At 59.3% G+C, this 21,599-nt stretch carries 18 protein-coding genes and 1 pseudogene; 13 read left to right on the top strand and 6 right to left on the bottom strand.

Annotated features, from left to right (window positions below; genetic code table 11):
• Nucleotides 1-121 precede the first annotated feature (121 nt).
• The 3 genes from BMS17_RS03180 to BMS17_RS03170 all read left to right on the top strand — a co-directional run bounded on the left by BMS17_RS03180 (nucleotide 122) and on the right by BMS17_RS03170 (nucleotide 3,068).
• Nucleotides 122-697, top strand: coding sequence for a flavodoxin family protein (locus BMS17_RS03180; protein WP_077430403.1), 576 nt, complete (start codon nucleotides 122-124; stop codon nucleotides 695-697).
• 31 nt (nucleotides 698-728) lie between these two features.
• Nucleotides 729-1,553, top strand: coding sequence for an alpha/beta fold hydrolase (locus tag BMS17_RS03175; protein WP_077430402.1), 825 nt, complete (start codon nucleotides 729-731; stop codon nucleotides 1,551-1,553).
• Nucleotides 1,554-1,625: 72 nt separating this feature from the next.
• Nucleotides 1,626-3,068, top strand: a complete 1,443-nt coding sequence (locus BMS17_RS03170; protein ID WP_305879761.1) for a catalase — start codon at nucleotides 1,626-1,628, stop codon at nucleotides 3,066-3,068.
• 231 nt (nucleotides 3,069-3,299) lie between these two features.
• Here the strand turns inward: BMS17_RS03170 and BMS17_RS03165 are convergent, their stop codons facing one another.
• Complete coding sequence (locus BMS17_RS03165) at nucleotides 3,300-3,746, bottom strand: helix-turn-helix domain-containing protein (protein ID WP_046027993.1); 447 nt, start codon at nucleotides 3,744-3,746, stop codon at nucleotides 3,300-3,302.
• Nucleotides 3,747-3,956: 210 nt separating this feature from the next.
• Between BMS17_RS03165 and BMS17_RS03160 the strand changes: the two genes are divergently transcribed.
• Both BMS17_RS03160 and BMS17_RS03155 read left to right on the top strand, forming a co-directional pair.
• Nucleotides 3,957-4,943, top strand: coding sequence for an MBL fold metallo-hydrolase (locus BMS17_RS03160; RefSeq protein WP_046027992.1), 987 nt, complete (start codon nucleotides 3,957-3,959; stop codon nucleotides 4,941-4,943).
• 47 nt (nucleotides 4,944-4,990) lie between these two features.
• Nucleotides 4,991-5,914, top strand: a complete 924-nt coding sequence (locus tag BMS17_RS03155) for a LysR family transcriptional regulator (RefSeq protein WP_046027991.1) — start codon at nucleotides 4,991-4,993, stop codon at nucleotides 5,912-5,914.
• A gap of 1,131 nt (nucleotides 5,915-7,045) precedes the next feature.
• On the opposite strand, the gene BMS17_RS30555 is transcribed toward BMS17_RS03155, so the two are convergent.
• The 4 genes from BMS17_RS30555 to BMS17_RS03140 all read right to left on the bottom strand — a co-directional run bounded on the left by BMS17_RS30555 (nucleotide 7,046) and on the right by BMS17_RS03140 (nucleotide 8,275).
• Complete coding sequence (locus tag BMS17_RS30555; protein WP_256577131.1) at nucleotides 7,046-7,234, bottom strand: IS3 family transposase; 189 nt, start codon at nucleotides 7,232-7,234, stop codon at nucleotides 7,046-7,048.
• Nucleotides 7,159-7,596: a DDE-type integrase/transposase/recombinase gene (locus tag BMS17_RS30550; RefSeq protein WP_256577240.1), complete on the bottom strand. Its 438-nt coding sequence runs from the start codon at nucleotides 7,594-7,596 to the stop codon at nucleotides 7,159-7,161. Before BMS17_RS30550 ends, BMS17_RS30555 begins: the two co-directional genes overlap by 76 nt.
• A 164-nt stretch (nucleotides 7,597-7,760) precedes the next feature.
• The gene (locus tag BMS17_RS30545; protein WP_046033372.1) at nucleotides 7,761-8,066 is read right to left on the bottom strand and encodes an IS3 family transposase; all 306 of its coding nucleotides are present in this window, start codon (nucleotides 8,064-8,066) and stop codon (nucleotides 7,761-7,763) included.
• A gap of 62 nt (nucleotides 8,067-8,128) precedes the next feature.
• Nucleotides 8,129-8,275, bottom strand: a complete 147-nt coding sequence (locus BMS17_RS03140; protein ID WP_077430401.1) for a transposase — start codon at nucleotides 8,273-8,275, stop codon at nucleotides 8,129-8,131.
• A 502-nt stretch (nucleotides 8,276-8,777) separates the two neighbouring features.
• Between BMS17_RS03140 and BMS17_RS03135 the strand changes: the two genes are divergently transcribed.
• The 8 genes from BMS17_RS03135 to BMS17_RS03100 all read left to right on the top strand — a co-directional run bounded on the left by BMS17_RS03135 (nucleotide 8,778) and on the right by BMS17_RS03100 (nucleotide 20,461).
• Nucleotides 8,778-9,137, top strand: coding sequence for a DUF6124 family protein (locus tag BMS17_RS03135; RefSeq protein ID WP_046027990.1), 360 nt, complete (start codon nucleotides 8,778-8,780; stop codon nucleotides 9,135-9,137).
• A gap of 317 nt (nucleotides 9,138-9,454) precedes the next feature.
• On the top strand, nucleotides 9,455-13,303 hold the full coding sequence (locus BMS17_RS03130) for an Ig-like domain-containing protein (protein WP_077430400.1): 3,849 nt from the start codon (nucleotides 9,455-9,457) through the stop codon (nucleotides 13,301-13,303).
• 212 nt (nucleotides 13,304-13,515) lie between these two features.
• Entirely contained in the window at nucleotides 13,516-15,279 is a 1,764-nt protein-coding gene (locus tag BMS17_RS03125; protein WP_077430399.1) for a hypothetical protein, read from the top strand.
• Between the two features lie 478 nt (nucleotides 15,280-15,757).
• Nucleotides 15,758-16,174 (top strand): DoxX family protein, encoded by a 417-nt coding sequence (locus tag BMS17_RS03120; protein ID WP_046027988.1) that lies wholly within the window; start codon nucleotides 15,758-15,760, stop codon nucleotides 16,172-16,174.
• Nucleotides 16,167-16,760: an antibiotic biosynthesis monooxygenase gene (locus BMS17_RS03115; RefSeq protein WP_077430398.1), complete on the top strand. Its 594-nt coding sequence runs from the start codon at nucleotides 16,167-16,169 to the stop codon at nucleotides 16,758-16,760. The genes BMS17_RS03120 and BMS17_RS03115 overlap by 8 nt, the downstream gene beginning before the upstream one ends.
• On the top strand, nucleotides 16,757-18,595 hold the full coding sequence (locus BMS17_RS03110; RefSeq protein WP_077430397.1) for an amidohydrolase: 1,839 nt from the start codon (nucleotides 16,757-16,759) through the stop codon (nucleotides 18,593-18,595). Before BMS17_RS03115 ends, BMS17_RS03110 begins: the two co-directional genes overlap by 4 nt.
• 70 nt (nucleotides 18,596-18,665) lie before the next feature.
• Nucleotides 18,666-19,292 (top strand): isochorismate family cysteine hydrolase YcaC, encoded by a 627-nt coding sequence (ycaC, locus tag BMS17_RS03105; protein ID WP_008032694.1) that lies wholly within the window; start codon nucleotides 18,666-18,668, stop codon nucleotides 19,290-19,292.
• A gap of 272 nt (nucleotides 19,293-19,564) precedes the next feature.
• Nucleotides 19,565-20,461, top strand: a complete 897-nt coding sequence (locus BMS17_RS03100) for a LysR family transcriptional regulator (RefSeq protein ID WP_046027984.1) — start codon at nucleotides 19,565-19,567, stop codon at nucleotides 20,459-20,461.
• Between the two features lie 500 nt (nucleotides 20,462-20,961).
• Here the strand turns inward: BMS17_RS03100 and BMS17_RS30540 are convergent.
• Nucleotides 20,962-21,516: pseudogene (locus BMS17_RS30540) on the bottom strand (hypothetical protein); the annotation flags it as partial.
• Nucleotides 21,517-21,599 lie beyond the last annotated feature (83 nt).

The following is a 21,599-nucleotide window of genomic DNA, read 5'->3' as shown; positions in this document are numbered from 1 at the left end:
ACCTGTAGCCGCTGTCGAGTGAAACGAGGCTGCGATCTTGGCGATCAAAAATCGCTGCCTCGTTTCACTCGACAGCGGCTACAGCGCCTTCAAGGATTCAATTTGTCATAAGGACGCCGGAATGAGCAACGTAGTGGTGGTCTATCACAGCGGCTACGGGCACACCCGCGTCATGGCGCACGCTGTCGCCCAAGGAGTGGAGCGCCACCTGGGCAGCACCTGCCAGTTGATCCCTGTCGAGGAAGTGCAAGGCCACTGGGATCAACTGCACCATGCCGACGCCATCATCTTCGGCGCTCCGACTTACATGGGCAGCGCTTCGGCGCCGTTCAAAGGGTTCATGGAGGCCACCGCGGCGTTTTACCTGGCCCAACCCTGGCGCGACAAACTGGCCGCCGGGTTCACCAACTCCGGCAGCCTGTGCGGCGACAAACTCAACACTTTGCTGCAGATGGCGGTATTCGCCGCCCAGCACTCAATGATCTGGGTCGGTCTCGACCTGCTGCCGGCGCGCTCCGGCACCGGCGTGTTCGATGGGCAGATGAATCGCCTGGGCAGCTCGCTGGGGGCCATGTCCCAGTCGAATGTCGAACAACCTCCCGAGCTGGCCCCGCCGCCCGAAGATCGCTGCACCGCCGCGCACCTGGGCGAGCGCGTTGCACGGCTGGCCGCACGCATGAATTCCTCACCGCTTTGATACACCCCGACACTCACTAAGGAGCAATCGCATGAGCACGTTCACCACTCGAGACGGCACCGAGATTTACTACAAGGATTGGGGCACCGGTCAGCCCATCGTCTTCAGCCACGGCTGGCCGTTGAACGCTGACAGTTGGGAGTCACAGATGTTGTTCCTGGCCTCCAAAGGTTACCGGGTCATCGCCCATGACCGCCGTGGTCACGGGCGTTCCAGCCAGCCGTGGACCGGCAACGACATGGACACCTACGCCGACGACCTGGCGCAATTGATCGAGTTGCTGGACCTGCAAAACGCCGTGCTGTTCGGTTTCTCCACCGGGGGCGGTGAAGTGGCGCGCTACATCGGTCGCCACGGAACGGGCCGGGTGGCCAAGGCCGGGCTGATTTCTTCGGTGCCGCCGCTGATGCTCAAGACCGAAGCCAACCCCGGTGGCCTGCCGATCGAGGTGTTTGACGGCATTCGCCAGGCATCGCTGGTCGACCGTTCGCAGCTGTACATCGACCTCGCCAGCGGCCCGTTTTTCGGTTTCAACAAACCGGACGCCAAGCCGTCACAGGGCATGATCGACTGGTTCTGGATGCAAGGCATGACCTCCGGCCACAAGAACGCCTACGACTGCATCAAGGCTTTTTCCGAAACCGACTTCACCGAAGACTTGAAGAAATTCGACGTGCCAACTCTGGTGGTGCACGGCGATGCGGACCAGGTGGTGCCGATCGAAGCGTCGGGCATTGCTTCGGCAAAATTGGTCAAAGGATCTACGCTCAAAGTCTACCCGGGGGCCCCCCATGGATTGACTGATACCCACAAGGATCAGCTCAACACTGATTTGTTGGCGTTTCTCAAGGGTTGATGTCCCCGGCGCGGGCGTAGATCCGCGCCGGTTTTCGCTCCTGATGAGCAGCAATCCATCGAGTACATGATCATGAAAAAGCTGACCAACGCCACCGGCGCCCCGGTGGTCAATAACCTTAATATCCAGACCGCCGGCCCCCGCGGCCCGGCACTCCTGCAAGACATCTGGTTGTTGGAAAAACTCGCCCACTTCGACCGCGAGGTCATCCCCGAACGCCGCATGCATGCCAAGGGCGCTGGCGCCTACGGCACATTTACCGTCACCCATGACATCAGTGACTACACCAAGGCCAGTATCTTCAGTGCCGTGGGCAAGCAAACACCGCTGTTCGTGCGTTTTTCCTCGGTGGCCGGCGAGCGCGGCGCAGCGGATGCCGAGCGTGACATCCGGGGTTTTGCGGTGAAGTTCTACACCGACGAAGGCAACTGGGACATCGTCGGCAACAACACGCCGGTGTTCTTCTTCCGCGATCCGCTGCGTTTTGCGGACCTTAACCATGTAGTCAAGCGCGATCCGCGTACCGGTCTGCGTAACGCCACCAGCAACTGGGATTTCTGGAGCCTGCTGCCCGAGGCGCTGCACCAGGTGACCATCGTGATGAGTGATCGCGGGATTCCCACCAGCTTTCGCCATATGCACGGCTTTGGCAGTCACACCTTCAGCCTGATCAACCGCGACAACAAACGGGTGTGGGTGAAGTTTCATTTTGTCTGTCAGCAAGGCATCGAAAACCTCTCGGATGCCGAGGCGCAAGCAGTGGTCGGCAGGGACCGCGAAAGCAATCTGCGCGACCTGTATGAAGTCATCGAACAGGGCAATTTTCCGCGCTGGAAACTGTGCATCCAGGTGATGGAAGAAGAGCAGGCCAACACGTACCGGCACAACCCGTTCGACCTGACCAAGGTGTGGCCTCACGGCGAGTTTCCGCTGATCGAGGTCGGCATCATGGAGCTCAATCGCAACGCCGAGAACCACTTCGCCGAAATCGAACAAGCGGCGTTTTCGCCAGCCAACGTGGTGCCGGGCGTGAGTTTTTCGCCTGACCGCATGCTCCAGGCGCGGCTGTTTTCCTATGGTGATGCCCAACGCTATCGCCTCGGTGTGAATTTCAATCACATCCCGGTCAACGCACCGCGCTCCCCGGCGAACAGCTACCACCGCGACGGCGCCATGCGCACCGATGGCAACCTCGGTGGCACTGCCAGTTACTTCCCCAACAGCGTGGGCGAGTGGCAGGATTCGCCAGAGCTGGCCGATCCGCCGCTGCCAGTGGAAGGCTTCGCCCAGCACTATGACCATCGGCTGGAAAATGACCACTACGAGCAACCGGGGAACCTGTTCCGGTTGCTGGACCCGGTGCGCAAGCAGTTGCTGTTCGACAACACCGCGCGGGCCATGAATGGCGTGCCACGGGCGATTCGTCAGCGCCATATCGAGAACTGCACCAAGGCAGATCCGGCGTATGGGTTCGGTGTGGCTGAGGCGTTGGAACGTCTGGTCCCGCTGGGTTAACCCTGTAGCAGCTAGTTCGGCTTGTAGCAGCTGTCGAGCTTGCGTTCGGCTTGTAGCAGCTGTCGAGCCTGCGTTCGGCTTGTAGCAGCTGTCGAGCTTGCGAGGCTGCGTCCGGCTGCGAAGCAGTCGTAAAATCAGCCAACGCGGTGTTTCAGGTAGACCGCGCTGTCAGGTTTCACGACTGCTTCGCAGCCGGACGCAGCCTCGCAAGCTCGACAGCTGCTACACCTGCTACAAAGTGTTCGGCTGCGCTTGAGCGGTACAGACGGGGCGGCGGGGCTGAGCGGGTACAGCACGGCAACGCCAGGCAAACGGGTTGATGCCCTCGCTGCGGGTGAAAATGTGGCAGAAATGCGCTTGATCGCAGAAGCCGCATTCGAGGCTGATTTGCGTGAGGCTCAAATCGGTCGTGCGGATCAGTTCCTTGGCCCGGGCAATACGTTGGTGACGAATCCAGTCCTGGGGCGAGTAACCGGTGCTGCACTTGAACGCGCGGGAGAAATGACTGCGCGAGAGGGCGCAGGCGTGGGCCAGTTCGGTCACTTCAACCGTTTCACCCAGTCGATCCAGAATCAGTTGCTTGGCCAGGTTTTCTCGCCATGGGGTCAGGCCGCCGGTGGTCTTCTTTCGCGTATCAATAACTGCCGCGCGGGCAGTGTTTTGCTGAGAATGAGCCATGACAAATGTCCGTGTCGGTGAGCTTCATTCTTGGTCGCAGGGCGCTGGCAGGCGAGTTAAACGTTGTTAATTTCCTGGTTTTGTCTATATCGAGTAACCGCTCTAACTCAGCACATCGCTGCAATTTTCCGTGGGCGAGGTGCCGGCACAATCGGCGTCATCCGGCGGCGTGTCTGTGGCCGTTTTTCTGATTCGATCAAGGGTGAACACATGAAACATTCGTTGGTTTGCGCGATAGGGCTTGCGGTAGCGCTGGCGTCCGGCATTTCCTCGGCTCAGGCACCGGCGCAGGTCGGCACCCAAGTGCCGGGCTACTTCCGTTTGGCGGTGGGCGATTACGAAGTGACGGCGTTGTTCGATGGCTACAACGACCTGTCGCCCAAGCTGCTCAAAGGCCTGAGCCAAAGCCAGATACGCGCGCTGCTCGCCCGGCGCTCGATTGAAACACCGGGCGTGCAAACCGCGTTCAATGCGTTCCTGGTCAACACCGGCAAGCAGTTGATCCTGGTGGATACCGGCGCCGGCCAGTGCATCGGCGCCACCGCCGGCATGCTCTCGGACAACATGAAAGCCGCCGGCTATGAACCGTCTCAGGTTGACGCGATCCTGTTGACTCACCTGCACCTGGACCACGTCTGCGGGCTGGTCGATGCCGAGCAAAAACCGGTGTTCGCCAATGCCACGGTGTATGCAGCCAAGGCAGAAGCCGATTACTGGCTTGACCCTCAGGCCATCGCCAAGGCCCCCGAGGGCGCAAAGCCGTATTTCAAAATCGCCCAGGACTCCACCGGGCCTTACGTCGCGCAGGGTCGCTTCAAAACGTTCGACGCCGGTCAGTCGCCCGTGCCAGGCGTGGTCGATGCCGAGCTGGAAGCCGGGCACACGCCGGGCAGCACCACCTACCGTTTCACCTCTCAGGGCCAGAGCATTTTGTTCATGGGCGATCTGGTGCATAACCTCGCCGTGCAGTTCGAACACCCGGAAGTGTCGATCGGTTTTGACGTCGACAGCCAGCAAGCCATCAAACGCCGCGCCAAGGTGTTCAGCGACGCGGTGGCCAGCAAGACCTGGGTCACGGCGGCGCACCTGCCGTTTCCGGGCATCGGCCACATCGCGGCGGAGGGCAAGCACTTCCAATGGGTGCCGGTCGAGTACGGCCCTTACAAACGAGCAGCCAACGTACCGCTGATCGAGTAAAGTCCCAGCGCTTCGTGCCTGTCTGAACTCACAAGGGAGCCATGCCTATGAACCGTAACGACCTGCGCCGTGTCGACATGAACCTGTTGGTGATTTTCGAGGCCTTGATGTTCGAAAAAAACCTGACCCGTGTTGCTGAAAAACTGTTCATGGGCCAGCCGGCGGTGAGTGCGGCATTGGGGCGGTTACGGGATTTGTTCGACGATCCATTGTTGCTGCGCAATGGCCGCGGCATGGAGCCGACCGGGCGGGCGCTGGCGATTCTCAAGGAGTTGCAGCCGGCGATGGATGTGATCTCCGGCGCGGTCAGTCGCGCCAAGGAGTTCGAGCCGGCCAGCAGTTGCGATGTGTTTCGCATCGGGCTGTCGGACGATGCCGAATTCGGTCTTTTTCCGCCGCTGCTGCGACAGCTTCAGGAGGAGGCGCCGGGGATCGTGATTGTGGTGCGCCGCGCCAATTACCTGTTGATGCCGGCGTTGCTGGCATCCGGGGAAATCTCCGTGGGTGTCAGCTATACCACCGAATTGCCGGCGAATGCCAAGCGCAAAAAACTGCGCGACATTCCTTGCAAGGTGCTGCGTGGGGACAAGCGTCCTGGGGTGCTGACGCTGGATGAATATTGTGAGCGGCCGCATGCCATGGTTTCGTTTTCAGGTGATCTGAGTGGCAACATCGATCTCGACCTGGCCAAGCTTGGTCGTAGTCGGCGTGTGGTGTTGGGGGTGCCGCAGTTCAGTGGTTTGCGTGCGATCCTTGCTGGCACCGAGATGATTGCCACGGTGCCGGATTATGCGGCGTGTGCGTTGGTGGAGGGGTGTGGGTTGCGTGCTGAGGACCCGCCGTTTGCCATTGATGCGGCGCAACTGTCGATGGCGTGGAGTGGGGTGCATGATAATGATCCGGCGGAGCGATGGTTGCGGTCGCGGATCAGTGAGTTTATGTCTGGGCCTTTGCCTTTGGTATCTGCTTGAACGTGGCGGCCTTTGGGCCGACCAGGTTGTTGTTTTTGGTGTACATATCCGTTGCTACGGTAACGGCGGCTTAGGGTTTCGCCCTTACGGCGACTCACTTTTTTTTCAAACGCCAAAAAAAAGTAAGCAAAAAAAGGCTCGCCCCGAGCGTCCGGCCCCTCGCTGGGGCTCGGCGTTCCTTCGCTCCGGTATCCCTCCGGGGACACTGCCCTCCGGTCGGCTTCGCTTCGACCTACATGCAGCGTGTTCGACTGCGTCGAACGGCGCTGCGCGCCACTCCCCGGATGAACATTTTTTTCAAACGCCAAAAAAAAGTAAGCAAAAAAAGGCTCGCCCCGAGCGTCCGGCCCCTCGCTGGGGCTCGGCGTTCCTTCGCTCCGGTATCCCTCCGGGGACACTGCCCTCCGGTCGGCTTCGCTTCGACCTACATGCAGCGTGTTCGACTGCGTCGAACGGCGCTGCGCGCCACTCCCCGGATGAACACCTCCACTCAGCCTCCCGAAGGGGCGGGTGGATCAAGATCAAGAGCTGTAGGCGAGCTAACGCTCGGCCTGATGAGTGGTGAGAAGCAGGGGCTGTACGCCGACTCATTGTAGGAGCGAGCCTGCCCGCGATGGCGGCCTGCCAACCAACCAATTTCTAGCAAGTGTACCTATTCCCTGTGGGAGCCGGGCTTGCCCGCGAAGGCGGCCTGACAGCCGACCGATCTCTTGCCGGTGTACTCATTCCTTGTAGGAGCGAGCCTGCTCGCGATGGCGGCCTGCCAGCCGACCAATTTCTAGCAGGTGTACCTATTCCCTGTGGGAGCCGGGCTTGCCCGCGATGGCGGCCTGCCAGCCGACCAATTTCTAGCAGGTGTACCTATTCCCTGTGGGAGCCGGGCCTGCCCGCGATGACGGCCTGCCAGCCGACCAATTTCTAGCAGGTGTACCTATTCCCTGTGGGAGCCGGGCTTGCCCGCGATGGCGGCCTGCCAGCCGACCAATTTCTAGCAGGTGTACCTATTCCCTGTGGGAGCCGGGCTTGCCCGCGATGACGGCCTGCCAACCAACCAATTTCTAGCAAGTGTACCTATTCCCTGTGGGAGCCGGGCTGAACTGGTCAAGTAATCTCGGACACCGATTACGGTGTTTATGCCGCTTTTTGCTCCATGGCTATTGGCGACAGGTAGTCGTTATAGCTATGGAGTCTGGTGCGGTTGTAGTACATGAAGAAGCGCACGATATCGGTTTTGGCTTCCTCGATCAGGCTGTAACCGCCACGAGGCACCCACTCTGACTTGAGCGTGCCGAAAAAGCGTTCTGTCGCCCAGGAGGACACGTTCGTACCTCTGTCGCCATACGCAGCGCTTTGCTGACCAAGTTGGCGTCATTGACCAGAGAAAATGCCCAGCCAATAACCCTTCGGGCATACAGATCGATCACGATGGCCAGATGAACCCAACGTTTGCCCACCATCAAACTGGTGACGTCGCCACACCAAACCTGATCGATTGCAGTCGGTTTGAAGTTGCGCTTGAGCCGATTGGGCGCGACAAATGCTTCCACTCCTTTGGATCTGAAAGGGTGAGGCTGGCGTTGTTTACTGACGATATTGGCCTCTCTCATCAGCGCTCTGACAAGACTCCTTCCAGCTGTAATGCTTTGGGATTTCAGGCCTTTACTGATCATTCTGGAGCCCATGGCTTCGCGGCTTTCGCTGTGCAGCTCAACTACTTTCAGCTTGAGCTCTTCGCGTTTGCGCCTCGGTTTGGCGCGTCGCTGAATCCACTCATAAAAGCTGCTGCGCTTCACACCGAAAACACGACACACCACAGCCGTCGGGAATGACTCTCTTAGCTCTGCGATCATCGAAAACGATCGGGATCCGACATCAAGAGAGCGGTAGCCTTTTTTAGGATATCGGCTTCCATCTCCATGCGCTTGATCTTGGCTTTTAGTTCCTGGATCTGGCGCTGATCTTCGGTGATTGCCTTGGTGCCTTTGACTGGCTGCCCTTCACGTTCCTTACGAACCTGATCGACCCAGCGCCGTAAAGCGGTGGGCCCGATATCCAGCGATGCACAAACATCTGAAACCGGGCAGTTATCATCAAGCACCATGCTGGCAGCATGAAGCTTGAACTCGCGCGTATAGACCTTTCTTTCGTTCATGGAGCCTCCAAGTTGGCGAAATCATATCGCCCTTAAGAGGTGTCCGAAATTATTAGGCCAGTTCAGGCTACCTGATCGACCCAGCGCCGTAAAGCGGTGGGCCCGATATCCAGCGATGCACAAACATCTGAAACCGGGCAGTTATCATCAAGCACCATGCTGGCAGCATGAAGCTTGAACTCGCGCGTATAGACCTTTCTTTCGTTCATGGAGCCTCCAAGTTGGCGAAATCATATCGCCCTTAAGAGGTGTCCGAAATTATTAGGCCAGTTCAGGCTTGCCCGCGATGGCGGCCTGACAGCCAACCTACCTCCAGCAAATGGACCCGCTCCCACAGGGGATTTGCACTCATTCAAGCGCTCTGTTTAATGCTGTTTAGCGTTACTTCCTGAAAGCCACAGAGTCTTGCGCCGTTGCCTACGACTGCGCCAGAATCCGCCGGCTTGTGCGCTTTGACCCTGAACTCTATCGTTTCCGCATCGCTGCCAATCAGCGATCGGGTTTAGCGACCTGATCAGGTATAAGCACAACAACGCTCCGTCTTTATTGCAGGCATTCCATGTCTGTAGTTTCGATATGGTGGCTGTGCGCGGGAGGCCCTCGGGTCTGCCGGGTCTTATACCTCTCGGTTCGCTAACCTGCGTACAGCCGCCACCCTTACTTGTTTAGCGACAGGTTCTGGTGGCTCCATCAGGTATAAGGAGCTTCACCATGTTCAAAATCACACCCAATCCGCCAGAATCCGACGACGTTTCACCCTACGAAACCACCGACTCCAAAAAGCTCAACACCGCCGCCGACCGCGCCCTCGATTTCTACCTCAAACCCGTCATCCCCAAAGACACGCCACGCAAACCCAGCACGATTTACCTCGTCGATCCCGAAACCGGTAACGAAACCCTGCTGGTCAACGCCTGCGAGTCATTGGCGTCCGCCAGCGTCATGCTGAGCGATTTCGCGGGGCAACTGAGCGGCCCGCAACGCCACACCCTGCTCGGTATTCAACAGTCCGTAATGTTGGGTGAACTGGCGGTGAACCAGATGCTGGATAATTTCGATCCGCAAGGCTGACAGAAGTCTCTGTACTGATCGTTCCCACGCTCTGCGTGGGAATGCCTCAAGGGACGCTCCGCGTTCCTGCTTTCGAAAGCGACGCAGAGCGTCCCGGGCTGTATTCCGACGCAGAGCGTGGGAACGATCAACATGGCGGCTCGCGTCCACCGGGAATTCGGGCTGAGTCAAACGTCGTGTTCCAGCCAATCGCCACCACTCGTCTGAAAGCCCCTCCAACCTGTTATTTCTGACAGTAGCCAGCTCTTCCTTTCCGGAGTGTGATGAGCCCTGTGTCCCCAGTGGACTCAGGGCTTATCCCATTCCAGGAGAGATCGATGGACATCCAGTCAACCGCATTCAACGAGCTGTTCGTGCTGTATCCCCTGATCATTCAGGGCTGGGTGACTCCGGTGAAACCTGACGGTATTGCGCACGGCGGCATACCCAAGGCGCTCTACGATGACCAGACGCAGGGCCTTGAATGCCTGATTGATCCATGGACCGAGCTTCAGCTGCAGTCCTGGACCATGGCGGTCGATGACCGGGTGGATTTGTACATCAACAACGATGCGACCCCCGTGACGGGCAAGACCGTTGCATCCGGCGAAGAAAACCAGCGTATGCGCCTGTACATCCCTCACCGACGGCTGATTCAGGGCGTCAATCGCCTGCATTACAAGGTCACTCGCCCAGGGGGAAACGTCGAAGATTCCCGGGATTTGTTGGTGCTGTACAACCGGCTCATCCCGGAGACGCTGGATCTGGTGATCCCGCCTGACGTGATCACCGACGGCGTCAGTGCCGAACGCGCAGCGCGGGGCGTGGAGTTCGGGTTCATCTGGTCCAACCGCCGCCCATTCGACCTTGTCCGCTTTCAACTGGGCGATGAGACGATTCAATGGGAGGTGCCCGATGCACCGGCGCCGGTTGTCCGGAAACTGTTCACCGACACCTTTCTAAAAGTGGGTGACGATCCGAACACCCCGGCCGACTTTATTGTGTTCGATCAGTTGGGCAACTTCGCTCAGTCGCCGACCAAGCGGCTGGATGTTCATCTTGACCGTCTTGATCTGCCTGCCCCGACCGTTAAAGGCATGACGGGTAATAATTTCAGTCCCACACAGCCGGAAGTCAGGGTGTTGGTGCCCCAAGGTTCGCTGCTGCCCGGCGACAAATTGACCGTCATCTGGAAAGGTGCGACGGCTGTAGCGGCAGGTTCCTACACCAGCCCGCAACGATTGGTCAGCGCGGGACTGGAAATAGCAGTGCCGCGATCGGTGCTGGCCTACAGCCTGGGTAAAGCCGTTACCGTCACCTATGTCATCGAGCGTAACGGCACATCCTCTACCTCGCTGCCCTTGACGCTGAATATCCTGGTGCTGCCGGCGACTGCCCTGATCGCACCAGTGATTGTGGAGGCTGATGCGAATAACGTGCTGGACGTGAGCGCGCTGGGCACTAGAAATGCCACTCTTCACGCTTTGCTCTGGACGCTGATTGACGCGGGCCAGCCGTGCTGGATGAGCCTGGAAGGCAAGAAAGCGAATGGCACAGCGCATAATCTGTCCTTGTGGAACGGCCTTCCGGCCCAAGTCAACACCACATGGGTCACCCAGGGATTCTGGCCCCACAATGTGGCCAACAGCTACCTGAAGGAATTGGGATCGGGCACCACGTTGACGGTCAAGTTCAAGGCCTCTCTGGACAAGAGCAATGTCGAGGCGACCGCCGTGGTGTTTCCGGATCGTCAGTACACGATCAAGGCCGTGGAGGATGTCAAACCCGCTATTACTACGATCAAAATCTCAGCCAGCGGCGCGGACATTCCCAATGGAGGGTTGATTGTCGCGACCAGTGTGGTGCTGACCGGTACGGCCAGCAAGGGCGAAAAAGTCGAAGTCTTCGATGGCACCGTGTCCAAAGGCCAGCCCAGCGCCGATCCGACAACGGGCATCTGGACCCTGACCGTCAGCGGCCTGGCGGTGGCGGCGCACCGTTTTACCGCCAAGGCACTTTACGGCTCGGGCCAGGTTTCGGCGGTGCGCACCCTTACCGTTGTTGCTGTGATGGTACCGACGCTCACCAACGTGCAAGACGCCAGCGGCAAGGAAATTCCAGAAGCGGGAACCACGACCAGTACCACCTTGAAGCTCACGGGCAAGGCGAGCAATGGTCAACGAGTCGAGATTTATGACGGTAGCGGTTCAAGCGCGGTGTCCAAAGGAATAGCAACGGCCGATCCAACGACAGGCGTCTGGGAACGCACCATCACCGTAGCGGTGGGGGGCCGCCGTTTGTACGCCAAGTCGCTGTATCACAGTAGCCATATTTATTCGAACGTGCGCCTCTTGACGGTCGTCGCAGCGGTTGCGCCAACGATTGATTCGGTGAAAGGCTCACCCGGCAATTTCGACATTCCCAATGGAGGGTTGATTGTCGCGACTAGCGTGTTGCTGACCGGCACGGCCAGCAGAGGGGAAAAAGTCGAAGTCTTCGATGGCACCGTGTCCAAAGGCCAGCCCAGCGCCGATCCGACAACGGGCATCTGGACCCTGACCGTCAGCGGCCTCGCGGTGGCGGCGCACCGTTTTACCGCCAAGGCACTTTACGGCTCGGGCCAGGTTTCGGCGGTGCGCACCCTTACCGTTGTTGCTGTGATGGTACCGACGCTCACCAACGTAAAGGACGCCAGCGGCAAGGAAATTCCAGAGGCGGGAACCACGACCAGTACCACCTTGAAGCTCACGGGCAAGGCGAGCAATGGTCAGCGAGTCGAGATCTATGAAGGCACTGGCACAGGTAAAGTTCCTATGGGGGAAGCCACGGCCGATCCAACGACAGGCGTTTGGGAACGCACCATCACCGTAGCGGTCGGTGCACGCCGTTTGTACGCGCTATCGCTTTATCACAGAGACACTGTCTATTCGAACGTGCGCCTTTTGACGGTCGTGGCGACGGTTGCGCCGACCATTACCACGGTGAAAGGCTCGCCCAGCAACGACGAGATCGCCGACGGCAGCAACACCATCGAGACCAGCGTGGTGCTGACCGGCACGGCCAGCAGAGGGGAAAAAGTCGAAGTCTTCGATGGCACCGTGTCCAAAGGCCAGCCCAGCACCGATCCGACAACGGGCATCTGGACCCTGACCGTCAGCGGCCTGGCGGTGGCGGCGCACCGTTTCACCGCCAAGGCGCTTTACAGCTCGGGCCAGGTTTCGGCGGCGCGCACCCTTACCGTTGTTGCTGTGATGGTCCCGACGCTCACCAGTGTGCAGGACGCCAGCGGCAAGGAAATTCCAGAGGCGGGAACCACGCCCAGCACAACGTTGAAACTCACGGGCAAGGCGAGCAACGGCAAGCAAGTCGAGATTTATGAGGGGAGCTATTCAACTGCGGTGTCCAAGGGAGTAGCAACGGCCCATGCAACGACAGGCGTCTGGGAACGCACCATCACCGTAGCGGTGGGGGGCCGCCGTTTGTACGCCAAGTCGCTGTATCACAGTAGCCATATTTATTCGAACGTGCGCCTTTTGACGGTCGGCGAACCGATCTCAATCGGGCAGGACCCCATGATTCTGGACGGCGTCAAGTTACTGCAGGACTTCGGGTGGAGTACACGCGAAGTACCGGGTAATACGGCCACCCGCGTTCCGACCGCAGGCATTGCGCCCTATACCTACACCTCACAGAACCCGACCGTGGCAACCGTTAACGCCAGTGGCATGGTCAGAGGTCTTAAAAACGGAGAAACAACGATCATCGTGGGCAATGCCACGGGGGGCGCAACAGCGTCGTACAAGGTGAGCGTCTCCAACATCTATCGAGTGCTCAAGAACGACACTTACCTCTATGCACCAGAAGTTCAGGCATGGTTAACCTCGGTAGGCGCAATCAATGATTCTCACCCGGTTATGGGTGGCATTGCGGCCGTGCCAGCATTCACCGCAAACTTTACTAATCACGAGCAGATTGTCCCTTTCAACCCGCCTGTACTGCGTGACAGCTATCGTATAGTTGCAACGGCTAACATGTTCCCCCCTCCGTTTCCCCTCTCGGGGATAGGTTTGGTGATTAGCGACAGTTCTCGCCAGCTTACGTTCCAGTGGGACCTCGGCATGCCGAATTTTGACCCGACCCACGGACGAAACCGCGCCTATGCATTGGTGCCAGAGAACGCATCCTAAGGCGGTAATGCTCATTTACGATGCGGTCCGCAGTCACTGCGACAGTTAAAAAACGGCCTCGCAAGAGGCCGTTTTTATGCCTGGCACCCATACCACTCGTCCGTTAATCCCATTGACCTGTCAATTCTGACAGTAGCGGATGTTCCCCATCGGGTGTGAGATAGGCCGTGCCCCACGGGAGGGCAAGGTCAATCACGCACAGGGAACGAATGATGAATGGTCAGTATGCTGAACTCGTCACCGACGACTTGCCGCCTCCGCGCATTCGGGAAAGCCCGACGTCCTCCCTCCTGAATCCCGTGGCGCTCAGGTACAGCTGCAGGATCATCATGGAATACGCCGATGACCCCACCGACAGGGTTAGCGTGGCGTGGGCGGGGGCTCCGGGGGCTGGTTCCTACACGTCGGTGTTCTTCCCGGTCGGTGAGCTGCGACCATTGGAGGTCGGGATAGGCGGCACGCCGCTGGTGATCTTTAACCTGGGGCAAACGGTGACGCTCACCTACACCGTTATTCGAGGCACCTCGGCGCCTGTGACTTCGCAGCCGCTGATTTTGTACGTGCTGCCGATTACGCAAAGCGATTTGCCCCGACCGTTTATCACACAGGCGCCCGGCTTCGGTGAAGGTCTGGTCCTTGATGCCTCTAGCCTGACTGAGTTCACTCTGCGGACAAACGCATGGCCGCTGCAAACCCGGGGTCAGTACTTTTGGTTGCGGCTCAGAGGCACCAACGCCAACGACAGCGTATTCAATGAGGTGTACTGGAGTGCGCCAGGCAACATTGTCGACGAGGAATTTAGTCGAGGCTTTTATGCGCGAAACTATTCCGCCGACCCGTTGAAGGGGCTCAAGGATCGCAGCACGCTGACCCTGGAGTTCATGGCTGGCCTGGAAGGGAGTCAGGACGAGGCCCGCGCCCAACGGTTTGCGCATCGAAACTACCTTGTCAGGACGAACCCACCGATAACGCCGGTGAGACCGGTGATCGGGTCGGTGAAGGATCCACTCGGTCGGGACATCGCCGATGGGGGAACCACGGTTCACACGGGTGTCACGGTGCAAGGCACTGCCATGGCGGGTGAAGAGGTGGAGCTCTTTGACCGGCAAACTTCCTTGGGCACGATCAGGGCCGAGTCCGGGAATTGGGAACTCCGGGTGGCGGGACTGACAAACGGTTCATACGTATTGACGGCCAGAGCCTTGTACGGCAACGGTGAGGTGTCCAATCCATGGACGTTCAACGTGACGTTGCAAGATGTGCAGTTGTCGATCAGAGAAGCGCCTGATAACGCCAGTCTTGATCCCCTTGCGGCCACTGGCAGCCTGACTGCCGTGTTGAATTACGACATGCAGCCCGACGACAGGCTCAGGGTGACCTGGACCGCCGCCCAAGGCACGCCAGCAGCGGGTTCGCATACCACGAACACTGTGATGGCTGGCACCATTCGACCTAGAGAAATACCGCTGCCCCTTTCATTAGTGGCGTTCAGTCTGGGCAAGACAGTGGAAGTGACCTTCACCTTCCAGCGTGGCGTGTCAGCGCCGGTGACCTCACAACCATTACCGCTGAACGTACTCAATCTCCCGGCAGCCGCGTTCATTGCCCCGGTGATTACCCAGGCGAACGGTACCAACGTGCTGGTGCTTGAAGACGTAACCGGTGGCGCGAGTCTGCAGTTTGGCGGCTGGCCGCATATTGCCACCGGACAGCGGGTCTGGCTGGATCTGATGGGCGAGGACGCAAACGGCAACAGCCACACGCTCACGCCATGGACCGGCACGGCCAACACGGTTTATCGAAGCTGGGCTATATCCAATAGCTACAGGCTCACGATTGCGTACAGCTATCTACAACAGCTGAGGGATGGCAGCACCTTGTCCATTCTCTTCAGGGTGAATATGGATCAGGTCGCGAATCCTGCGACGGCGGTGGTCTTTGACAGGCGTGAATATACCGTTCGAACCACCCGTTAACAGGGCCATGTTTCATGGCCACTGATTTCAGCACAAACGCGATTTTTTGTAGCCGCTGGCGAAGCCTGCGTTCGGCTGCGCAGCCGTCGTAAAAAGCTCAGATTGCGGTCTTCCTGAAACACCTCATCACCTGATCTCACGACTGCTTCGCAGCCGAACGCAGGCTTCGCCAGTTGCTACGGACCGCGTTCCTCACCAGAGGCCGTTTTTTGTGCCTGCAAGAAACCTTCCGGCAAAGCAGGTTCCTGTGGGAGCCAGGCTTGCCCGCGATGGCGCAGGGTCAGTCAACATCGGTATTGACTGGAAGACCGCCATCGCGGGCAAGCCCGGCTCCTACAGAGATCTACGCAGGTAGGTCGCGGCGGGGTCATTCACAAAAAGAGCACGTACATCCAATTTTTTGCGTCCCCCCACCGGCACTATCGAATCAAGTCCCGGCGCATCGCTGCCGGTGGTTTTTCATTTGTGCAGGTAGCCCATGAACGCATCGCGATGGGATGAACAGGCTGAGGATTGGGGCCTGCTTTTTTTGCGGATCAGCAGCAGTTTGTTTTTGCTGTGGGTGCACGGTTTGCCGAAGCTGCTTAACTACAGCGCTCAACTGCAAATCATCGAAGACCCTTTCCATCTGGGGGCACCTATCACGCTGATGCTGGCGATTTTCGCTGAGGTACTGTGCCCGCTGCTGATCATCGCCGGGGTGCTGGTGCGTTTGGCGTGCCTGCCGATTTTGACGGTGTTGCTGGTGGCGCTGCTGGTTGTGCATCCGCAATGGAGTGTTGAAGAAGGGCAGTTCGGCTGGCTGCTGTTGATCCTGTTCACCAGCATTTTTATCGCCGGGCCGGGACGGCTGGCGCTCAATGTCCGATTCGCCGGAGTGTTGCGTTATGCCTGAATCCAATCGTTTCGAAGAAGTCGTGACCCTGGTCATCAAGCACCGGGTCAAGGCTGGATTTGAAGTGCCCTATGAAGCCTGGCTGCGCAACATCGTGAACATTGCCGGGCAACAGGAAGGGCACCTGGGCGTGGATGTGATGCGCGGTAAAAGTGCCGGGCTCGATATGTACACCTGCGTATTACGCTTTTGCACCACCGACGCGATGCAGCGCTGGCTCGACTCGCCGCAACGGCTGGCACTGGTCCAGGAAGCCACGCCGATGCTCGCCGACGGCGACCAGACCGAGGTCAACCCGGTCAAGGAATTCTGGTTCGCGCCGCAGGCAGACACCACATCGCCACCGCCGCCGCGCTGGAAGCAAGCCGTGGTGACGCTGTTGGTCATTCTGCCGCACACCTTGCTGGTGCCACTGATCTGGGGGCCGCTACTACAGCTCAATGAGTTCCTCTCCAACTACGTGGTCGCGACGTTCCTGATCACGCTGACCATTGTCGTGTCGGTGGTGTACCTGTTCATGCCGATGGCGACGCGCCTGTTCGCGCCCTGGTTATCTCCTTCCACTCAGCCCAAGGAAACGCGATGAACGCTGATCTGATTTTATTCAATGGCCAATTTCATACCGTTGACCGTGAAAACCCGCGCGCCAGTGCTGTAGCGATCCGCGACGGTCGTTTCGTCGCGGTCGGTACCGATGCCGAGGCCATGGCCCTGCGCGGCTCGGGTACGCAGGTCATCGACCTCAAGGGGCGCTGCGTCATTCCCGGCCTCAACGACTCGCACCTGCACCTGATTCGTGGTGGTTTGAACTACAACCTCGAACTGCGTTGGGAAGGGGTGCCGTCGCTAGCCGATGCATTGCGCATGCTCAAGGACCAGGCCGACCGCACGCCGACACCACAGTGGGTGCGGGTGGTCGGTGGCTGGAACGAATTCCAGTTCGCCGAAAAACGCATGCCGACCCTTGAAGAGCTCAATCAGGCCGCGCCGGATACGCCGGTGTTTGTGCTGCACTTGTACGACCGCGCCTTGCTCAACCGTGCCGCATTGCGCGTGGCCGGGTACACGCGCAACACGCCGAACCCGCCGGGTGGCGAGATTGTCCGCGATGCCAATGGCGAGCCGACCGGCATGCTGGTGGCGCGACCCAACGCGATGATTTTGTACTCGACGCTGGCCAAGGGGCCGAAGTTGCCGCTGGAGTATCAGGTCAACTCGACCCGCCAGTTCATGCGCGAACTCAACCGTCTGGGCCTGACCAGTGCCATCGATGCCGGCGGCGGTTTCCAGAATTACCCGGACGATTATCAGGTGATCGAACAGTTGGCCAAAGACCAGCAATTGACCATCCGGATCGCCTACAACCTGTTCACCCAAAAGCCCAAAGAAGAACTCACTGACTTCAAGAACTGGACCAGCAGCGTGACCCTGCACCAGGGCGACGATTACCTGCGGCACAACGGCGCCGGGGAAATGCTGGTGTTTTCGGCGGCGGATTTCGAGGACTTCCTCGAACCGCGCCCGGACCTGCCACAGACCATGGAAGCCGAGCTGGAGCCGGTGGTGCGTCACCTCGTTGAACAGCGCTGGCCGTTCCGATTGCACGCCACCTACAACGAATCGATCAGCCGCATGCTCGACGTGTTCGAGAAGGTCAATCGCGACATCCCGTTCAATGGTTTGCCATGGTTTTTTGACCATGCCGAAACCATCACCCCGCAGAACATCGAGCGGGTGAGGGCGTTGGGCGGTGGTATTGCGATTCAGGACCGGATGGCGTTTCAGGGCGAATATTTTGTCGAGCGCTACGGCGCCAAAGCGGCCGAAGCGACACCGCCGATCAAGCGCATGTTGGCCGAAGGTGTGCCGGTCGGCGCCGGCACCGATGCGACGCGGGTGTCGAGCTACAACCCATGGACTTCGCTGTACTGGATGGTCAGCGGCCGCACGGTCGGCGGCCTGGAATTGCACGCAGAAGGACTGTCGCGCCAGACCGCGCTGGAACTGTTCACCCACGGCAGCGCCTGGTTCTCTTCCGAGCAGGGCAAGAAAGGCATGATCAAGGTCGGCCAGCTGGCGGACGTGGCGGCCCTGAGTGCGGACTTTTTCAGTGTCGATGAAGAAGCGATCAAGTGGATCGAGTCGGTGTTGACCGTGGTCGGCGGCAAAGTGGTGTACGCCGCCGGTGACTTCGAAAAACTCGGCCCGGCCAGCGTACCCGTGCTGCCCGACTGGTCGCCGGTGGTCAAGGTGCCGGGTCACTGGCGGCCAACGTCGCCGATGCAAGCGCAGGTTCACCATTGCAGCGGGCCGTGCGGCGTGCATGCCCACAGCCATGAGAAGGCGCGTTTGTCGAACGCGCCGGTCAGCGACTTCGCCGGTTTTTGGGGCGCCTTTGGCTGCTCGTGCTTTGCGTTCTGACGATTACCAAAAAAGCGCCAGCCACCGCGGCCGGCGCTTTGAGCGATAAACATCCACCGAGGAGTTTCACATGAGCAACGTTCCGTACAAGCGCCTGAACAAAGACGACGCTGTTGTCCTGCTGGTCGACCACCAGACCGGCCTGATCTCGCTGGTCCAGGATTTCTCGCCAAACGAGTTCAAGAACAATGTGTTGGCCTTGGGCGACGTGGCCAAGTTCTTCAAACTACCGACCATCCTCACCACCAGTTTCGAAAACGGCCCGAACGGCCCGATGGTGCCTGAGCTCAAAGAACAGTTCCCGGACGCGCCGTACATCCCGCGTCCAGGCCAGATCAACGCCTGGGACAACGAAGATTTCGTCAAAGCCGTCAAAGCCACGGGCCGCAAGCAACTGATCATCGCCGGCGTGGTCACTGACGTCTGCGTGACCTTCCCGACACTGTCGGCGCTGGCCGAAGGGTTTGAAGTGTTCGTCGTCACCGACGCCTCGGGCACGTTCAACGAAACCGTGCAGCAAGCGGCGTGGGCGCGCATGGCGGCGGCCGGTGCTCAACTGGTGAACTGGTTCTCGGTGGCCTGCGAGCTGCAAGGCGACTGGCGCAACGACATGGAAGGCCTGGCGAACCTGCTGTCGCCACGCATTCCCAACTACCGCAATTTGATGAACAGCTACTCGGTGCTGACGTCGAAGTAAGTTCTGCCCCAATGAAAAATGCCCGCCAATGTGCGGGCATTTTTTTGCCTTGTAGCAGCTGACGAGCAGCGCGAGGCTGCGTTCGGCTGCGGAGCAGTCGTAAAACCTGAGTGCGAGTTTTGTCTGACACACCGCATTGTTTGATTTCACGACTGCTTCGCAGCCGAACGCAGCCTCGATAGCGGCTACACGGGCCAGGCGCGAGATTAATGAGGGTGTCGATAATTCAGAAAGCGGCTATAAAGTGTTCGACTGTCAATCAGGCTGTGACAATGAACCCGTTCGAAGATATGCGTATTTTTTGCCAGGTCATGGACTCCGGCAGCTTCACGGCTGCGGCAGATCAATTGGGGCTGTCCAAGCAATTCGTCAGCCGGCGCCTGATTCAACTCGAAGAGCGCCTGGGCGTGCGCTTGCTCAATCGCTCGACCCGGCGACTGGACGTCACGCCGCTGGGGCAAAGTTATTACGAATCGGCCTTGCGCCTGCTCGGTGAAGTCGAGCAAGTGGAGCAGGGCATCGCCGGCCAGACCACCGAGCCACGGGGCACGATTCGCATCAGCGCACCCTTGTCGTTTGCACTGGCGCATTTGGGCAGCCTGCTGCCGGTGTTTTTGCAGCGATATCGTGATGTCACCGTGGAAGTGGACCTGAGTGATCGCCCGGTGGACTTGCTCGGCGAAGGCTACGACCTGGCCTTGCGCATCGGCATTCTGGAAGACTCGACGCTGATCGCCCGGCGCATCGCGTCGATCCAGCGCGTGTATTGCGCCAGCCCGACGTACCTGGCCGAGCGCGGCACGCCGCTCAAACCCGAAGACCTGCACAGCCATGACTGCCTGCCGTATGGCCACAGTCGTCAGGTGCAATGGCGATTCGACGGGCAGGGCAAACCGCTGACCGTCAATGTCACAGGCCGGATGCGGGTCAACAACGGTGATTTGCTCAAAGACGCGGCGATTGCCGGGATGGGGATTACTTACTTGCCGACGTTTATCGTCGGTGCAGCCTTGAAGGACGGCAGGCTGGTGCCGGTGCTGGACGCGTTTCGGCCTGAGCCGCTGAGGTTGTCGGCGGTCTATCCGCAGCACCGCCAGAGTTCGCGGCCGGTACAGGCGTTTATCGAGTTTTTGCGTGAGCGGCTGGATCAGACTGAAGACGGACTCTAAGCCTCACACAGTTCCCCCTGTAGGAGTGAGCCTGCTCGCGATGGCGGAGTGTCAGACGACATCAATGTTGAATGACATATGGCTATCGTGAGCAGGCTCGCTCCTACATTGATGTGTGGATGACCTGGGCTTAGTGGTTATCAGGTCCTTTTGTCATCGCCGTTGACATGAACACCGCGGTCATCGCCGACTTCGCCATTGGCATGAACACCTCGGTCATCACCGACTTCGCCATTGGCATGAACACCGCGGTCATCACCGACTTCACCATTGGCGTGTACGCCACGGTCGTCGCCGATTTCGCCATTGGCGTGAACACCATTTTGGTTGTGGGATACTTCACCCGAGCGGTGAGCGCCATTTTGGTTGTGGGACACTTCGCCGGAGCGATGAGCGCCATTTTGGTTGTGGGACACTTCGCCGGAGCGATGAGCGCCATTTTGGTTGTGGGACACTTCGCCGGAGCGATGAGCGCCATTTTGGTTGTGGGACACTTCACCGGAACGATGAACCCCATGGTCGTCGCCGATTTCACCGGCACGGTGAACGCCATGATCGTCGCCGATTTCACCGGCACGATGAACGCCATGATCGTCGCCAGGTTCGGCGTGCGTGCCATTGCGCCCGGAGTTGGAGGAGGCTGTGTTGCCGGCATTACCCGGGCCATGGTCGCTGCCGCTGTGACTGCTGCCGCTGTTGCCGCCGCTGCCACTGCCACTATTGCCGCCACTGCCGCTTCCACCGTGACCACCGCTGTTGCCGCCACCGCCACCACCATTACCGCCGCCACCACCGCCATTACCGCCGCCGCCACCGCCATTACCACCGCCGCCACCACCATTGCCGCCGCCACCACCACCATTGCCGCCGCCGCCACCACCATTGCCACCGCCGCCATGACCTCCGCCACCGCCGCCACTACCGCCACCGCCACCGCCACCACCATCCTTGGCCTGAGCGGTCGACATGCTGGACAGACTGTCCGGTATCAATACGGTAGACGCCGACAGGACTGCGCCAATAGCTACTGCAAGTAAAAGCTTGTTGATGTGCATGTCGTTCTCCGTCTTCTTGTTCAGGGTTGGAACGTTGATGAACAATGCAACGTGCTGCTGGATTCAGTTAATGAACACCCCAG

Source organism: Pseudomonas sp. C9 (assembly GCF_002000165.1).
Classification (GTDB): domain Bacteria; phylum Pseudomonadota; class Gammaproteobacteria; order Pseudomonadales; family Pseudomonadaceae; genus Aquipseudomonas.
Note: the sequence above shows the minus strand (reverse complement) of the source record. Positions and strands in the feature narration are given on the sequence as shown.

Bases quoted from the DNA above. Each gene is read 5' to 3' on its own strand.
- BMS17_RS03180 (WP_077430403.1), top strand. From the start codon at position 122: ATGAGCAACGTAGTGGTGGTCTATCACAGCGGCTACGGGCACACCCGC.
- BMS17_RS03175 (WP_077430402.1), top strand. From the start codon at position 729: ATGAGCACGTTCACCACTCGAGACGGCACCGAGATTTACTACAAGGAT.
- BMS17_RS03170 (WP_305879761.1), top strand. From the start codon at position 1,626: ATGAAAAAGCTGACCAACGCCACCGGCGCCCCGGTGGTCAATAACCTT.
- BMS17_RS03165 (WP_046027993.1), bottom strand. From the start codon at position 3,746: ATGGCTCATTCTCAGCAAAACACTGCCCGCGCGGCAGTTATTGATACG.
- BMS17_RS03160 (WP_046027992.1), top strand. From the start codon at position 3,957: ATGAAACATTCGTTGGTTTGCGCGATAGGGCTTGCGGTAGCGCTGGCG.
- BMS17_RS03155 (WP_046027991.1), top strand. From the start codon at position 4,991: ATGAACCGTAACGACCTGCGCCGTGTCGACATGAACCTGTTGGTGATT.
- BMS17_RS30550 (WP_256577240.1), bottom strand. From the start codon at position 7,596: ATGGGCTCCAGAATGATCAGTAAAGGCCTGAAATCCCAAAGCATTACA.
- BMS17_RS30545 (WP_046033372.1), bottom strand. From the start codon at position 8,066: ATGAACGAAAGAAAGGTCTATACGCGCGAGTTCAAGCTTCATGCTGCC.
- BMS17_RS03140 (WP_077430401.1), bottom strand. From the start codon at position 8,275: ATGAACGAAAGAAAGGTCTATACGCGCGAGTTCAAGCTTCATGCTGCC.
- BMS17_RS03135 (WP_046027990.1), top strand. From the start codon at position 8,778: ATGTTCAAAATCACACCCAATCCGCCAGAATCCGACGACGTTTCACCC.
- BMS17_RS03130 (WP_077430400.1), top strand. From the start codon at position 9,455: ATGGACATCCAGTCAACCGCATTCAACGAGCTGTTCGTGCTGTATCCC.
- BMS17_RS03125 (WP_077430399.1), top strand. From the start codon at position 13,516: ATGAATGGTCAGTATGCTGAACTCGTCACCGACGACTTGCCGCCTCCG.
- BMS17_RS03120 (WP_046027988.1), top strand. From the start codon at position 15,758: ATGAACGCATCGCGATGGGATGAACAGGCTGAGGATTGGGGCCTGCTT.
- BMS17_RS03115 (WP_077430398.1), top strand. From the start codon at position 16,167: ATGCCTGAATCCAATCGTTTCGAAGAAGTCGTGACCCTGGTCATCAAG.
- BMS17_RS03110 (WP_077430397.1), top strand. From the start codon at position 16,757: ATGAACGCTGATCTGATTTTATTCAATGGCCAATTTCATACCGTTGAC.
- ycaC (WP_008032694.1), top strand. From the start codon at position 18,666: ATGAGCAACGTTCCGTACAAGCGCCTGAACAAAGACGACGCTGTTGTC.
- BMS17_RS03100 (WP_046027984.1), top strand. From the start codon at position 19,565: ATGAACCCGTTCGAAGATATGCGTATTTTTTGCCAGGTCATGGACTCC.